This is a genomic window from Pseudarthrobacter sp. NBSH8, assembly GCF_014217545.1.
Lineage (GTDB): Bacteria > Actinomycetota > Actinomycetes > Actinomycetales > Micrococcaceae > Arthrobacter.
Genome location: NZ_CP043178.1, coordinates 757,763 through 772,315 on the forward strand (window position 1 = coordinate 757,763; position 14,553 = coordinate 772,315).

The window sequence follows — 14,553 nt, forward strand, 5'->3', positions numbered from 1 at the left end:
CAAGGTGACCGATCGACCTGAAAATCCAAGGCGCAGGCCTCCCCCCGGCGGCCTGCCCAAAACAGAGCCGCTGACACCCTCCCAGCTCCGCCAGGATGCCGCGGCCAAGAGAATGCTGCGGCGACTGGTCCGGGGGGAGAACCCGCCGACAGCGCCGATGAGCATTGTGGACAGGCTCGCCGGAAGCCCCTACGCCAACCCCATGATCCAGGTGGGAGGCGTGGACACCTCCGCACGCAAGACCCTGGACTTTGCCCTGCACCTGGCCGAGACCATGTTCCGGTACGGGGCAGGCGCCCTGGAAGTGGAGACGAGCATCATTGCCGTTACCGCGGCGCTGGGGCTGAAAAACATCGAAGTGGACATCACCAACCAGTCGGTGGGCATCAACTACGCGCCCAAGGACCAGACGCCCATCGCGCTGCTTCGCGTGGTGCGGTCATGGACCAACAACTATGCCGGGCTGGCCAAGGTACACCGGCTGGTGACGGACATCGTGGCCGGAGGAGTAGGCCGCGATGAGGCGATCCGCCGGCTGGACGAGGCCATCACCAGCCCCAAACCGTTTCCGCGTTGGATGGTCACCGTAGCCTTCGGCGTGTTTGCGGCAGTCTTTGTGGGTGTCCTCGGCGGCGGCCCTGTGTCCTCGGGCATTGCCTTCGCGGCCAACATCGGAGTCAGCCTGCTCGCCCGCCAGTTGGGCCGGTGGCGGGTTCCGGACTTCTTCACGACGGCGGCATGCGCCTTCGGCGTTACGCTCACCGCGTTGCTGTTGTGGCGCTTTGAACTCACCAATGCACCATCGATTGTGGTGGTAGGTGGCATCCTCCTGCTCCTGCCCACGGGACGCCTCGTCTCCTCGGTCCAGGACGCCATCAACGGTTTTCCCGTGACCGCAGCAGGACGGTTTCTGTCCACCTTGCTGACGTTCGGCGCGATTGTGGCCGGGATTGCAGTGGCATTCGTGGTGGGCCAGATGACCGGAATGCAGCCCATTAGTGTCACGCAGACGTTCCCGCCTGCCTACGACCTTTGGGTCCTGGTGATCTTTATCGCCGTCGCAGTGATGGCCATCGGCGTGACTGAGCAGACCTCCTGGGAGCTGCTGCTGCCCACCGCCGGTGTGGGCGTGGTGGGCTATTTTGTGCTGCTGGGCGCCGCGTCCCTCGGCGTCGGTGACCGGTTCTCCCCGGCGCTCGCCGCCGTCGCGATCGGCCTGCTGGCGCGCGTGGTGGCGCTTAAGATGGGCGCACCACAGTTGGTGGTAGCGGTCCCGGCGGCCTTGATCCTGTTGCCCGGGCTGACCATTTTCCGGTCCATGTATGTCTTGACCATGGAGGAATCAGAAGTTCTCCTTGGTGCTGGCGGCATGCTCAACGCCGGCGCGATCGTCCTGGGCACAGCCGGCGGAATCGTCCTCGGCGACACCCTGGCGCGGCCGCTGACACGCGGCCTTGCCAGCAACGAGCGGCGCCGCGCCCGGAGGCGCTAGCTAGCGCCAGGCACTAAAGCCTTCCCCTAGCGCTCAATCGCGAAGGCGTCGGTGAAGGTGAATCCGGCGGCGGGCACAAAGCGCGCCTCCAGGCGTGCGTGCGTCAACCTCACGTCCAACGTTCCGAGGGTCCGATCGCTGTTTTTTCCTGTCCAGACAGCAAACAGGCCTGCCTCAGGATCATCGGCTTGGACGTCGTGGTGCCCGGCGCCGCCCACACCGACCGTGACAAAGACCGTGCCCTGCCCCTGGGCAAGGTCGTTGTCGGAGTCGGCCACACAATCGTTCCGGGCCTCTCCGGGGACCAGCACGGGGCAACGTTCAGTCAGGCGGAGTTGACGTGTCCGCTGATAGACATGTTGGTGGCCGGTGAGCACGAGGTCCACGTTCTTGCTCACCAGCATGTTCGTCAGTCGCTCCCCGGGCTGGCAGCCGTACTTTCCCATACTGAAGCACGGGGTGTGCATGCCCACCACAGTCCAGGGGATGTTTGCGGCACGGGCACCGTCGATGGCAGATTCGGTCCAGCGCCAGCGGTTGCTGCCCTGTGAATAGTCCAGGGGCTGTCCGCCAGGAAAATCAATCCCGGGAGAAATAAGGATGAATCTCACCAGGGGGCGGTCCCGGGGCACGTCGACGTACCATTGCGTACCGTACGTGCCTTGCAACCCGGGCAGCCTGTTGGGCAGGCATTGGGCGAACTTGCCGATGTCGCCGTCGTGGCCGTCGCTTTCGTGGTTGCCCGTGATCAGCTCATACGGGAAATCCTGGCCAAGTTTCTTGGTCACCATGTCGCAGAACGCTTGCTCGGCTCCGGCCTGGTAAGAGAGGTCACCGAGCACTATGTTTAGATCCGGCTTCAGCCCGGCGATCACATCGAGGACTGCCTTCGCGCCGCCGCCCAGGCCGATGTCCCCGGCTGCGGTGAAGTGAACCGACCTCGAGTCGGAGGCAGGCTGTTCTTCGGAGGCTGGCTGCTCCTGCGGCTGCACGGGTGGGCCTTCCGGCGCCGCTTGGCACGCCGAGCCCGCAAGGCAGATGAGGGTGGCCCAGGACAGGGCCGCCCAGATCCGGGCCGGGGCGGATGCTGCCCGGGCGGCCATTGGGGCGAACACTGCTGTTTTGACCACTGCGCGGCAGAAGGCAAAAACCCGGCGGAGGAATCGCCTGGTCGTAGCATTCATGACGGCTCCCCGGGACGCTCGGACGGCGTAATCGGAAGCCTGATCAGCAGCTGCCGGAGTGCCATTTACTGTGAGTGTAGGCCTGTGGGGTGCGCCGGACAAGATTTTGGGCCATTTGTTGGGCGATCGGTCAGAGGGTGCGGAGTGCTGGCTACGGGGTCAGACCTTGCCGACGGGAAGCTTCTTTTCGGCCTGGAAGTCGTCCTCCACCCGGCCCTGGGCCCAGTAGCCGGACAGCGAAACCTGGTTCCGTTCAAGGCCGCGCTGGACAAAGAACACGTCCCGCAGGCCCTTCATGTAACCACGCTCGCCGTGGGCAAAAACGTCGACCCGGCCGGCGGGCCACTCGGCGCCAGCCACCGCGGAAACCAGAAGGTCCCCGGCGCCTGCGGGAGCGCCGTTGCGGCGAAGCCAGGTCACCTGAACCCCCGCCGGGGACGCGACGGGCTGGATGTCGGCGTCGCTATCCACCTCGATAAATGCCAGGCCGGCCGCTTCAGCAGGCAACGATTCGATGGCGGCGGCGATCGCAGGAAGGGCGGCTTCGTCGCCGGCAAAGAGGTACCAGTCCGCGTCCGGCGCCGGGTTGTAGGCACCGCCCGGTCCGGTGAAGGTGAAGGTGTCGCCGGGCATGGCAGCAGCCGCCCACGGACCCGCCAGTCCCTCGGCGCCGTGGATCACAAAGTCGATGGCGAGTTCCTGCGCCTCGGTGTCCACCCAGCGGACCGTGTAGGTACGGGTGAAGGGCCACTGCTCGCGGGGCATGGTTTCGCGGATGGTCCACAGGTCCAGGGGCTGGGCATAGTCAATGTGGGGCTGCGGGAAGACAATTTTGACGTAGCGGTCCACAAAGCTGTTGTTCACGTAGGCGGTAAAACCCTTGCCGCCTGCCACGATCCTGACCATGTGGGGCGAGAGTTCTTCCCGCCGAATGACCGTGAGATCGATCTGCGGACGTGTATTTTTTGTGGCGTTGGTGGCGGCCGGAACAGTGCTCATAAGGTAACCCTAAGCTAAGGGACCGGGGGGAGTTCCCAGGTTACGCCAGGGCAGCCCTGGTCCTGCAGCAGCTGGTTGATGGTGGTGAAGGGCCGGGAGCCGAAGAATCCGCGCGACGCCGACAACGGGCTGGGGTGTGCGCTGGACACGACCGCCGCGCCCGGCAGGAGGGGCCGGACGCTCTCCGCGTCCTTGCCCCACAGCACCGCCACGAGCGGCGCCGGCCCGCCGTCGGACGTGCGCCGGCTGGCAACCGCGGTGACTGCCGCCGTCGTGATGGCCTCCCAGCCTTTGCCCCGGTGGGAGCCGGCAGCCCCGGCACGGACGCTCAGGACCCGGTTAAGCAGCAGGACCCCCTGGTTGGCCCAGGCGGACAGGTCGCCGTGGACGCGCGCGGGAAGGCCAAGATCGGCCTCCAGTTCGCGGTAGATATTCGCCAGGCTCCGCGGGATGGGCCGGGTCCGCCCGTCAACGGCGAAGGACAGGCCGATCGCATGGCCCGGCGTCGGGTAGGGGTCCTGGCCCATTACCAGGACTTTCACGCCGGCCAGCGGCTGCCGGAAGGCGCGCAGAACGTTCGACGGCGCCGGCAGCACATGGTGCCCCGCGGCAACTTCGGTGGCCAGGAAGTTCAGGACGCCACGCAGGTCACCCTCCACGGGGCCCAGCGTCTCCGCCCAGTCGGCCGCCATCAGCTCACTGAGCGGCAAAGCGGCCATCTCGGCAAAGCCGACGGGCTCGGCCGGGTCCGCCGTCAGTTCGAACAGCGCGTCAGAATCAAACACGCTCCCATTCTCGCAGGGTCACCGGCCACTGCAGCCGGGCCGCAAATGACATCAGTGTTATTCACGCCGTAACATGGGGAGGAGATTTTGAAACTTAACCGGTAATTCAGCAAGACCAGCGAAGGGGTGTGCCGTGGAGGAACCTGCTCGGGAGCACGTGCCGGAGCCTGAGGAGCGAGGCTCTTTGCTGGCGGATTTTACCCTCCGTGACTCTCCCCTGAGCGAGCGCGACCAGCAGATGCTGGCACTGGAGCGGCAGTGGTGGAAGTACGCGGGGGCCAAGGAACAGGCCATCAGGGAGCTGTTCGACCTGTCCGCGACCCACTACTACCAGCTGCTTAACGCCCTTATTGACACCGAGGCTGCATTGGCCCACGACCCCATGCTGGTCAAGAGATTGCGTAGACTACGTACGTCGCGTCACCGGGCACGCACTGCACGACGCCTGGGTTCCGACGCCTGACCACGCTCGTGCTGAGCCATCAGCAGCAATCAACAAGGACGTCTCCCCACCATGACCAAATACGCTCGGGATGAATTCGACAAGGTTCCGGAGTCCGCCTCGCGGCAGGGTGTCCACCGTGCGGCCTCGGCGCCGGCCCGCCGCAAGCTGTGGCCCATCCTGGCGGTGGGAATTGTGGCATTGGCCATCGGAGTGGTGTCCTTCCTGATCCTTCCCAGGCTCGGGTTCACCCAGGCCGGCAGCGAAGCCTCCACCAGCCTGGAATCAACCGCGGCACCCGAGGCAAGCGCGGCTCCGTCGGTCACTGCTGAATCCTCCGCGGACCCGGAGCCCTCTAACAGTCCGGACGCAGAGCCGAGCGCTTCGCCCAGTGATGTTCCCTCCGCGGCTGTGCTGGACAAGTCCCAAGGTGTTGCCATCTACAACGCGGCCGGGACGGCCGGGCTCGCCGGACGCATCAGCTCGATGGTCCAGGCCGATGGCTGGACGCTGGGCCAGGTGGGAAACTGGGGCGGCGCTCCGCAGCAGACATCAGCAATTTTCTATGCGGGCCCGGCGCAGGAAGCCAACGCCGAAGCAGTCTCCAAACTCCTGAACATTCCCACGCTGGTGGATACCCAGGAATTCCAGGTGCCCTTGGTTGTTGTCCTGGGGCCGGGCTACCAGTAGTGCCCCGCGGTCACGCCTGAATAACTTTTGGGCACCGGAGCGGCCGGGTGGCTCGGCCCTCCGGATGGCTTGTCGCTAGAGTGATTTCAGGCTTCGGTCCGTAACAAGCGGCACACTCCCGACGGGGACCGGCGGCACGACGGAAAAGAGCGGACATCATGGCATTGGGAACGGTTAAGTGGTTCAACGCCGAAAAGGGCTACGGCTTTATTACGGTGGACGGCTCCGGGGGCGATGTCTTTGTGCACTGGTCGGCCATCGAGGGCGAAGGTTACCGGGCCCTGGATGAAGGCCAGCGCGTCGAGCTTGAGGTCGGCGAAGGCGAGAAAGGCCCCCAGGCAGAAAACGTCCGGCCCGCTCAGTGATCCACCGCAGCTTGCGCTCAACAATCGTCCGCACAACTACAGGGGCGGCCCTCCTGCTGGCCCTGGCTGGCTGCGCCGGGTCGGGCGGCAATGCACGCGTTGAATCCGCTGAAGCATCCGGTGACGGCACGCTGCGGATCGGGCTGATCCAGGACAGCGCGGGGAAGCAGGCCTTCCTCAACGACTCACAGCTCGCTGCGGCCCAACTGGCCATCAAGGAAATCAATGCGGCCGGGGGCCACAAGGGCAGGCCTGTTGATCTGGTGGTGGGCGCCGGCGATGGCGCCGATGCCCAGGCCAGGCATCTGGCCTCAGCCAGAGTTGATGTGGTGATCGGACCGACCGATTCGAGCCACGCCGCCGCCGCCATCGATGTCCTCTCGGCTGCGCGCGTCCCGCTCCTCTCGCCGGCCAACTCCGCTGCCGGCCTGTCCCGTTACAAGAGCGGCGGCTATTACTTCAGGACGGCGGCTGCGGACGTTGCCCAGGCATCGGTGCTGGTGAAATTGGCCAAGGAAGGCGGTGCCAAGAGCCTTGCCGTGGTCCACCAGGACTCTGGCTACGGAAAAGACGTAGCTGCCGCGGTGGCCGGCGCCGCCAAGAACGCCGGCCTGGACACCGTCTCCACCACCGCCTTCAAGCCCGGCGACGCCGGGGACGCGGCAGCCGCTGCCAAGGCCGCCTCACCTGACGCGGTAGTGCTGATCGCCAGGGACGACGCCCAGGGTGCCCTCGCAGAGCTCAATAACGCAGGGCTCCGGGGCAAGAGCATCATCCTGAGCGACGGCGCTTTCGCCCAGTACGGTTCGGGGCTGGGATCCAAGGCCCTCGACGGCGCCCGTGCCGTGGTGCCGGGTCTGTTGCCGTCCGCAGACTTCCAAGCCCGTCTTGTGGCGGTCAACCCTGCACTGAAAGACCTTTCGTTCGCCGCAGAGACCTACGACGCCGTGAACCTCGCGGCCCTGGCCGCAGCAAAGGCTGACGACGATGCCGGCCGTTCCATCGCCGCCAACCTGATCGCCGTCTCCGGCGGGACAGCAGGCGGGCAGCCCGCCGCGCAGGCCTCTGGCCCGGCCACCAAGCCGTGCCTGTCCTACACCGATTGCCTCGGGGTCCTGAAGACCGGGGCCGGCATTAATTACGACGGCGAATCGGGGCCGGTTGCCTTCGACGCCAACGGTGACATCACCACGGCCAACTACATGGTGTTCACCTACGGCGCAGACAACAGGGCGGTGCTCACCGGCCGTGAGACTGCAGGCCGGGCAGCAGGCTGATCGCCGGTGGCGAACAGGGCGCCCTGACGGCGCGATTTGCGGGGCCTTTCGCTTGCACTCTCACCTAGGGAGTGCTAATTATTGAGTTAGCACTCTTACGTACCGACTGCTAAAGCAACGTCCGGTTTTCCGGCATCGGAGCTTGGTGGCGGTCGTGGAGCGAGAGAAATACCTAGCTGGAGTGAGATCCCCGGCCGCGGCATACAGAGGCCGCCGGTGAAGGATCGTCCGTCGCGGGCACTGCAGTGAGGTTCATTCTTAACGACTGTCCCGAAAGGACTACTGCCGTTATGGCCAAGATCATTGCATTTGATGAAGAGGCACGCCGCGGTCTTGAGCGGGGCCTGAACATCCTCGCCGACGCCGTCAAGGTCACCCTCGGCCCGCGTGGACGCAACGTCGTCCTCGAAAAGAAGTGGGGCGCCCCCACGATCACTAACGATGGTGTTTCCATCGCCAAGGAGATCGAGCTGGACGACCCTTACGAAAAGATCGGCGCCGAGCTGGTCAAGGAAGTTGCCAAGAAGACGGACGACGTCGCAGGCGACGGAACCACCACGGCTACCGTGCTGGCGCAGGCACTTGTCAAGGAAGGCCTGCGCAACGTCGCGGCCGGCGCTGACCCGCTGTCCCTCAAGCGCGGTATCGAGAAGGCTGTAGCGGCCGTCACGGTTGAGCTGCTGGCCTCCGCCAAGGAAATCGAAACCAAGGAAGAGATTGCGGCTACTGCCTCCATCTCCGCCGGTGACGACGAAATTGGCGCACTGATCGCTGAAGCCCTCGACAAGGTGGGCAAAGAAGGCGTCATCACCGTCGAGGAGTCCAACACCTTCGGCCTGGAGCTCGAGCTCACCGAAGGCATGCGCTTCGACAAGGGTTACATCTCCGCTTACTTTGTGACCGATACTGAGCGCCAGGAAACGGTCCTTGAGGACCCGTACATCCTGATCGTCAACTCCAAGATCTCCAACGTCAAGGAACTGGTTGCTGTCCTGGAAAAGGTCATGCAGTCCAACAAGCCGCTGCTGATCATTGCCGAGGACATCGAGGGTGAGGCCCTGGCCACCCTGATCGTCAACAAGATCCGCGGCACCTTCAAGTCCGTTGCCGTCAAGGCTCCGGGCTTCGGCGACCGCCGCAAGGCCCAGCTGGCCGACATCGCTGTACTCACCGGTGGCCAGGTCATCGCCGAGGAAGTCGGACTCAAGCTGGAGACCGCCGGACTGGAACTCCTGGGACGCGCCCGCAAGGTTGTTGTCACCAAGGACGAGACCACCATCGTTGAAGGTGCCGGCGACGCCGACCAGATCGCTGGCCGCGTTTCCCAGATCCGTGCCGAGATCGAAAACTCCGATTCGGACTACGACCGCGAGAAGCTGCAGGAACGCCTGGCCAAGCTGGCCGGCGGCGTTGCAGTCATCAAGGCCGGTGCCGCAACCGAAGTTGAGCTTAAGGAACGCAAGCACCGCATTGAGGACGCTGTCCGCAACGCGAAGGCTGCTGTTGAAGAAGGCATCGTCGCCGGTGGCGGCGTTGCGCTGATCCAGGCCGGCGCCAAGGCGTTCGCGAACCTGAACCTGACAGGTGACGAAGCAACCGGTGCGAACATCGTCCGTGTTGCCATCGACGCCCCGCTGAAGCAGATCGCTTTCAACGCCGGCCTCGAGCCTGGCGTTGTTGTCGACAAGGTCCGCGGCCTGCCTGCAGGCCACGGCCTGAACGCAGCAACCGGCGAATACGTCGACCTGCTGGCTGCCGGCATCAACGACCCGGTCAAGGTAACCCGCTCTGCCCTGCAGAACGCGGCATCCATTGCCGGTCTGTTCCTCACCACCGAGGCCGTTGTGGCTGACAAGCCGGAGAAGAACGCTCCGGCCATGGGTGGCGGCGACGACATGGGCGGCATGGGCGGCTTCTAGTCCCCAGCGCCCGGACCACGTTCCGCGCAAACAATGATGCGGCCCCCTCCACTGGAGGGGGCCGCATCTATTTCCACTACTTGCGGGCCGTGGCCAGCATTCCTTCGACTTCCTTCTTGAACGCTTCGGCGGCCGTCTGCGGAGTCATCCGGTTGTACAGGACTTCATCGGTGAACCGCTTGATGACGTTCTGGACGCTACCGGCACCCACCGGCGGGACGGGAGGTGCGTCGGCTATGTCCGGCGCAATGGCCTTCAGGAAGGCCACCACGGTGGTGTCTGCCGGCTTGAGGGCAGGGGTGATGCCCTTGACGATCTCAGAGTTGCTCGGGACTCCGCGGTCTGTCATAAGGATGGCGCCTGCGGCGGGGCTGTTGGCCAGGTAATTGATAAAGGTTGCGGCTGCTTCCGGGTGCTTGGACCGTGAGGACGCGGACCAGAACATGGTGGGCTTGTAGTACATGCCGTTGTCCGCAGACTTTCCGTCGGTACTGGGGGCGCGGAGCATCCTGAGGCTGCTGCCTGTGGTGGTTTCCAGCGATCCCAGCTGGTTGGTCCACCACCAGGCCATACCCACCCGGTTCGTGCCGAACAGACTCTCCTCAAGCCCAGCGCCGGAGTCCTCGGTGGCCACAGAGGCCGGCAGACTTGCCTTGGAATCGCGCTGCTCCTTCAGCCGCTCCCAGAACGCAGCGGCCGTAGCGGTGTCGAAATCCAGTTTCCCGTCCTGGGAGTAGAGGTTCGCGCCGTGCTGCCGAAGCCAAATGATGAGGTCTGCCTCGTTGCTGCCATAGGCCGCGCCGTAGCTCCTTCCGTCACCGGCCGCGCTGAGTTTCCCGGCGGTGTCCATGAAGTCGTCCCAGGTCCAGGTGGAGTCGTCGGGGACCGGCACGTTTGCTGCCTCGAAGACCTTGGTGTTCGCCATGATGACCTAGGCGTTCTTCCCGGCGCTCAACCCGTACTGTGCGTCGTTGTACTGGCCGGACGCCAAGGATTCCTTGTCCAGCTTGGAGGTGTCGATCCCGCTCTGTTTGGACAGGTCCAGCAGTGCCCCCGGCCACCGTATTCGGCGATGTATTTCTGATCCATCTGGATGACATCCGGTGCGTCATTGGCAGCGGTGGTGGTGGCCAGCTTGTCCCAGTAGCTGGCCCATTCGCCCGGCGCGGATTCGATCTTGATGTTCGGATGTTCGGCCTCGAACGCGTCGATGACTTTCTCTGTTTGCGCGTTGAGGTACTCGTTGCCCCACCAGGCGAACCGCAGGGTGACTTCGCTGCTTTCACTGGAGCCGGCGGGTGCACCGCAGCCTGTGGCGAGCAGTGAGACAGCGATGGCGACTGCGCCGAACTGGAATCTCCTGCGGCTGATGGCCTGAATCTTCATTGATGTGCCTTCCTCAAAAGGGTGGAGGTCCACCGCGCTCGGGTTCCCGTGACGGCATCGGTGCCGGCGGGGAAGCTTCGACTGAGAAAGCGCTTTCCCGGTCAGGATTCCGATTCTGCCGCGCTTCGACTTCGTCGTCAAGACTTTGCGGTAAGCGGTTTCCCGGATGCTGGCTGAACCGGTTGTCGGCGGTGTCTGGCAGGATGGTTCCGTGACAATTACTGCAGCGGCCGACGGTTCGGCTCTAGGAAATCCCGGCCCGGCCGGTTGGGCCTGGTATGTGAACGACGACTGCTGGCGCGCCGGGGGATGGCCGCACGGCACCAACAACCAGGGCGAGCTAATGGCTGTGCTGGATCTGTTCCGTGCCACCGCGCACGTCCCGGAAGAGGACCTGAGGGTTCTCTGCGACAGCCAGTACGTGATCAACTCCATCACAAAGTGGATGCCAGGGTGGAAACGCAAGGGCTGGCGGAAGGCCGACGGCAAACCCGTCCTGAACGTGGAGCTGCTCAAGGAACTTGACCGGGAAATCGCCGGCCGGAAATACACCTTCGAATGGGTCAAAGGCCACGCCGGCCACGACCTCAATGAGGCAGCCGATGTCCGCGCGCGTGCCGCTGCCACCGCGTACCAGCAGGGTGTGGCAGCGCGGTCAGGCCCAGGCTTCGCTGGAGCCCCGGACGCAGTTGGCCCAGCAGTTGATAGCCGCGTTGCCGTCAGCTCCGGGGCAGTCGCTGCGCTGGCCGGCCCCGACGCCGTCACTGCAGCCAGCCTGCAGGCGGCCACCACAGTCGCCGGCGGTGCTGTCGCCGGCGGTCAGGGCTCGTACGGCCAGGACCTCTTGAATCAAGACCCCTACGACGAGCCGGACCTCTTCAGCGAACTGGAGAGCGAATCGTTCATCCCGGCGGAGTCCGCCGGGGCTGAGATGAGCCCCGAGGCGATCGTCGAGGCCCTCGAACGCGAATTGTCGGGCCCCGACATCCGTGGCGACATCGGCCGTACCGGCGTCCTCCTCCACCCTGATTTCATGGAGATCGGAACGTCGGGCAGAGTCTGGACCCGTGACGCCACGATGATGGCGCTCGAAGAGGAACCAGTGCAGCACGCCGAGCTGGAGATCCTGGGTGCGGACCGCATCGGCACCAGCGCGATCCTGCTGACGTGCCGAAGCTACTCGCGCCCAGGCACGGCTCTCCATAGCTCACTGTGGGTCTTGGACGGCAACAGGTGGCGGCTCCGGTTCCGCCAGGGTACGCCGGAGGCCTAGAGCGCACTTTCGGCCGCGGACTCAGCTGAAGCGTTGGGTGTTGCCCTGCTCGGCCTGGGCGTAGGTGGACGCTGCCGATGCCAGGGCCATGTTGATGGATGCCAGTGACGCCTCCACCTTGCCCTGGGTGAGGGTCCACTCGGTCACCAGGGCCTGGAAGTTGTTGGCAGCCGAGCCCCGCCAGGTGGACTGCAGTTCGTCCAGGCCCCGCTTCATGGTCTGGACGTCCGAGCTGATCCGGTCCACGGTTGCTTTGACGTTGGCCGACTTGAGCTGAAGGAGTTCGGTGTCGACGGAAATGATGCTCATGGCTAGCTGCCTCTCGAAGTAGTGGGACAGCATATGCTGCCCGCCCGGCTGCTCCGGGCCACTACAGCGAGCCTACGGACGGGCACTGCCCGCGCGCCACGCTCCATGGCTATATGTGGATAACCTTGCCGTCGCCGTGGCCTCCGTCCAGAGGATCGCCATGCTGGGCGGACGTCCAGCCCGGAGTCGCGTCCAGTAGGTGCTCATCGCCGGACGGAGCCTCGTCTGTGGCGTCGTCCCTGACAGGCAGGCTGACCACCAAGGTAGCCCCGCCGCCGTCGGTCGTTTCCACCCGGACGGACCCGCCGTGCGATCCCACGATGGCCGCGACAATCGCGAGCCCCAGGCCGCTGCCGCCGGTTTCACGCGTCCGGGACGTGTCCGCCCGATAGAAACGCTCGAACACCTTGGACGCATCCTCTTCTGAAATGCCGGGGCCATGGTCCCGCACCTCGATTACGGCGAGCGGCTGCCCGCCGTCGGAGGTCCGGACCCCGACGGCGAGTTCGATCGGGCTGCCGTCCGGGGTGTAGCGCAGGGCGTTCCCCACGAGGTTCCCCACCACCTGTCGCAGTTTTGCTTCGTCACCGAGCACGGGAGCGGGTGCGGCCCGTTCGTCACCAAGGCCGGTCAGGGAGATGGGACGAAAGCGGTCGCTTGCCTGTGTGTCCACCACCGCGTCGTGGGCGATCAGCTGCAGGTCGACGGGCTTTTGCTGTAGCGGACGCTGTTCGTCCAGGCGCGCCAGCAGGAGCAGGTCCTCCACCATTGAACCCATCCGTTTGGCTTCGCTTTCGATCCGCCCCATGGCCGTGGCCACGTCATCGTCGGTGGCCAGCGCGCCATGGCGGTAGAGCTCGGAGAAACCCCTGATGGTCACGAGGGGGGTACGCAGCTCGTGGGAGGCGTCTGCTGCGAACCGGCGCATTCTGCCTTCGGAGGCTGTCCGGGCGGCGAAGGCCGTCTCGATGTGCGCCAGCATGGCGTTCAGCGAACTGCCGAGCCGCCCCACTTCGGTGCCGGGATTCTCGACGTCCACACGCCTGGAAAGGTCGCCGGCGGCGATCGCGGCCGCGGTCCTTTCCACCTTGGCCAGTGGCCGGAACGACCGCGACACGGTCCAACTGGCGATCAGGGAGGCCAGCAGCAGGGTGAGCAGGCCGACGCCGGTGACCACCAGGGTGGCGTGCTTGAGGACATCGTCCACACTTTGCAGCGGCAATCCGATGACAACAACAGCGGGTTGGCCGATATAGAGCACGGTCACCGCGACCACCCGCCAGTTGTGGCCGTCCGTGCCGCGCACCTGGTAAGGACGCGCGCCCCTGTCCTGGGCGTCCTCAACGGAGATGGTTGAGATGTCGGGGTGGTCATCCGGATTGCCGCCCAACAGCTGGGGCTCCCCACCGGGGGTGTAAAGGATCAGCGAGTAGTCAGTGGGTACCATCGGGTTGGTGGGAGCCTGCAGCTGGGTGAACGAGCGCTGCTTGCTGGCGAGGTCGACGGCGGCGTACAGCTTGTCATCCACCTGTGCCTGGAGGTAGCTGTGCAGCAGCGTCAGGGTGCCGGCACCGGTCGCAGTCAGCGCAACAATCAGCAGTGCCATGATCATGGCCACCAGCTGGGACCTCAGCGAGGCCGATTTCCACCGCTGCAGCAAGGTCAGCGCTTCTCTGCCGTCCGGAGCACGTAGCCCACTCCGCGTTTGGTCTGGATCAGGGCCGGTGCGTCCGGATCAATGTCCACCTTGCGCCGGAGGTAGGAGATGTAGGACTCCACGATCGAGGCGTCGCCATTGAAGTTGTACTCCCAGACGTGGTCAAGGATCTGGGATTTCGACAGCACCCGGTTCGGGTTCAGCATGAGGTAGCGGAGGAGCTTGAATTCCGTGGGGGACAGTTCAATTACGGTGCCGCCGCGGCGCACCTCGTGGGCGTCGTCGTCGAGCTCCAGGTCGTCCACCCGGATCACGGCGTCGTCGTCGAGCATGGGCTGGGTCCGGCGCAGGACCGCGCGGATCCGGGCCACTACTTCGTCCAGGCTGAACGGCTTGGTGACATAGTCGTCCCCGCCCACCGTGAGCCCGGTGACCTTGTCCTCGGTGTCGTCCTTCGCCGTAAGGAACAGGACCGGGAAGTGCTTGCCCGAAGCCCGCAGCTTGCGGGTGACGGTGAAGCCATCCATGTCCGGCAACATCACGTCCAGTACCGCCAGATCGGGTGTGTGGAGTTCGGCGGCGGCCAGCGCGTCGCGGCCGTTGGCGGCAGAGACCACCTCAAAGCCTGCGAAGCGGAGCGAGGTGGACAGCAGCTCGCGGATGTTGGGTTCGTCATCAACAACTAGCAGCTTGGCTTCTGGGCCGGTCTTCTTCATGCTCCCATCATGCTCCCAGAAACTGTGAGTTTTCTGGATGGATGGTGGGTGTTCCATGG

General features: G+C 65.0%; 13 protein-coding genes and 1 pseudogene. 7 read left to right on the top strand and 7 right to left on the bottom strand.

Going from position 1 to position 14,553, the window contains the following annotated elements; genetic code table 11:
* Positions 1 to 4 precede the first annotated feature (4 nt).
* Positions 5 to 1,492, top strand: a complete 1,488-nt coding sequence (locus FYJ92_RS03495) for a threonine/serine exporter ThrE family protein (protein ID WP_185262620.1) — start codon at positions 5 to 7, stop codon at positions 1,490 to 1,492.
* A 26-nt stretch (positions 1,493 to 1,518) separates the two neighbouring features.
* Here the strand turns inward: FYJ92_RS03495 and FYJ92_RS03500 are convergent, their stop codons facing one another.
* The 3 genes from FYJ92_RS03500 to FYJ92_RS03510 form a co-directional block, all read right to left on the bottom strand.
* Positions 1,519 to 2,676 carry a metallophosphoesterase gene (locus FYJ92_RS03500; RefSeq protein WP_255482286.1) on the bottom strand — a complete coding sequence of 386 codons (1,158 nt, stop codon included), beginning with the start codon at positions 2,674 to 2,676 and terminating at the stop codon, positions 1,519 to 1,521.
* A 159-nt stretch (positions 2,677 to 2,835) separates the two neighbouring features.
* Positions 2,836 to 3,675, bottom strand: coding sequence for a siderophore-interacting protein (locus FYJ92_RS03505; RefSeq protein WP_185262621.1), 840 nt, complete (start codon positions 3,673 to 3,675; stop codon positions 2,836 to 2,838).
* Between the two features lie 14 nt (positions 3,676 to 3,689).
* Complete coding sequence (locus tag FYJ92_RS03510) at positions 3,690 to 4,460, bottom strand: uracil-DNA glycosylase (protein WP_255482287.1); 771 nt, start codon at positions 4,458 to 4,460, stop codon at positions 3,690 to 3,692.
* A 133-nt stretch (positions 4,461 to 4,593) separates the two neighbouring features.
* Here FYJ92_RS03510 and FYJ92_RS03515 point away from each other — a divergent pair, with 133 nt between their 5' ends.
* The 5 genes from FYJ92_RS03515 (at position 4,594) to groL (ending at position 9,153) form a co-directional block, all read left to right on the top strand.
* Positions 4,594 to 4,923 (top strand): DUF3263 domain-containing protein, encoded by a 330-nt coding sequence (locus tag FYJ92_RS03515; RefSeq protein WP_185262622.1) that lies wholly within the window; start codon positions 4,594 to 4,596, stop codon positions 4,921 to 4,923.
* A 51-nt stretch (positions 4,924 to 4,974) separates the two neighbouring features.
* Complete coding sequence (locus FYJ92_RS03520) at positions 4,975 to 5,592, top strand: LytR C-terminal domain-containing protein (protein WP_185262623.1); 618 nt, start codon at positions 4,975 to 4,977, stop codon at positions 5,590 to 5,592.
* A 158-nt stretch (positions 5,593 to 5,750) separates the two neighbouring features.
* The gene (locus FYJ92_RS03525) at positions 5,751 to 5,957 is read left to right on the top strand and encodes a cold-shock protein (RefSeq protein WP_185262624.1); all 207 of its coding nucleotides are present in this window, start codon (positions 5,751 to 5,753) and stop codon (positions 5,955 to 5,957) included.
* Positions 5,958 to 5,968: 11 nt separating this feature from the next.
* Positions 5,969 to 7,234, top strand: coding sequence for an ABC transporter substrate-binding protein (locus FYJ92_RS03530; protein WP_255482288.1), 1,266 nt, complete (start codon positions 5,969 to 5,971; stop codon positions 7,232 to 7,234).
* A 290-nt stretch (positions 7,235 to 7,524) separates the two neighbouring features.
* The gene (gene groL, locus FYJ92_RS03535) at positions 7,525 to 9,153 is read left to right on the top strand and encodes a chaperonin GroEL (protein WP_058929984.1); all 1,629 of its coding nucleotides are present in this window, start codon (positions 7,525 to 7,527) and stop codon (positions 9,151 to 9,153) included.
* Positions 9,154 to 9,229: 76 nt separating this feature from the next.
* On the opposite strand, the pseudogene FYJ92_RS19270 reads toward groL, so the two are convergent.
* Positions 9,230 to 10,539, bottom strand: a pseudogene (locus tag FYJ92_RS19270) (ABC transporter substrate-binding protein).
* A 211-nt stretch (positions 10,540 to 10,750) separates the two neighbouring features.
* Between FYJ92_RS19270 and FYJ92_RS03545 the strand changes: the two are divergent.
* On the top strand, positions 10,751 to 11,812 hold the full coding sequence (locus FYJ92_RS03545; protein ID WP_185262626.1) for a ribonuclease HI family protein: 1,062 nt from the start codon (positions 10,751 to 10,753) through the stop codon (positions 11,810 to 11,812).
* Between the two features lie 21 nt (positions 11,813 to 11,833).
* Here FYJ92_RS03545 and FYJ92_RS03550 read toward each other — a convergent pair whose 3' ends face one another.
* The 3 genes from FYJ92_RS03550 to FYJ92_RS03560 all read right to left on the bottom strand — a co-directional run bounded on the left by FYJ92_RS03550 (position 11,834) and on the right by FYJ92_RS03560 (position 14,494).
* Positions 11,834 to 12,121 (bottom strand): WXG100 family type VII secretion target, encoded by a 288-nt coding sequence (locus FYJ92_RS03550; RefSeq protein WP_058932786.1) that lies wholly within the window; start codon positions 12,119 to 12,121, stop codon positions 11,834 to 11,836.
* Positions 12,122 to 12,230: 109 nt separating this feature from the next.
* A complete protein-coding gene (locus tag FYJ92_RS03555; protein WP_185262627.1) occupies positions 12,231 to 13,781 on the bottom strand; it encodes a HAMP domain-containing sensor histidine kinase in 1,551 nt (516 codons plus the stop codon).
* A 2-nt stretch (positions 13,782 to 13,783) separates the two neighbouring features.
* Positions 13,784 to 14,494 (bottom strand): response regulator transcription factor, encoded by a 711-nt coding sequence (locus FYJ92_RS03560; RefSeq protein WP_160677858.1) that lies wholly within the window; start codon positions 14,492 to 14,494, stop codon positions 13,784 to 13,786.
* Positions 14,495 to 14,553 lie beyond the last annotated feature (59 nt).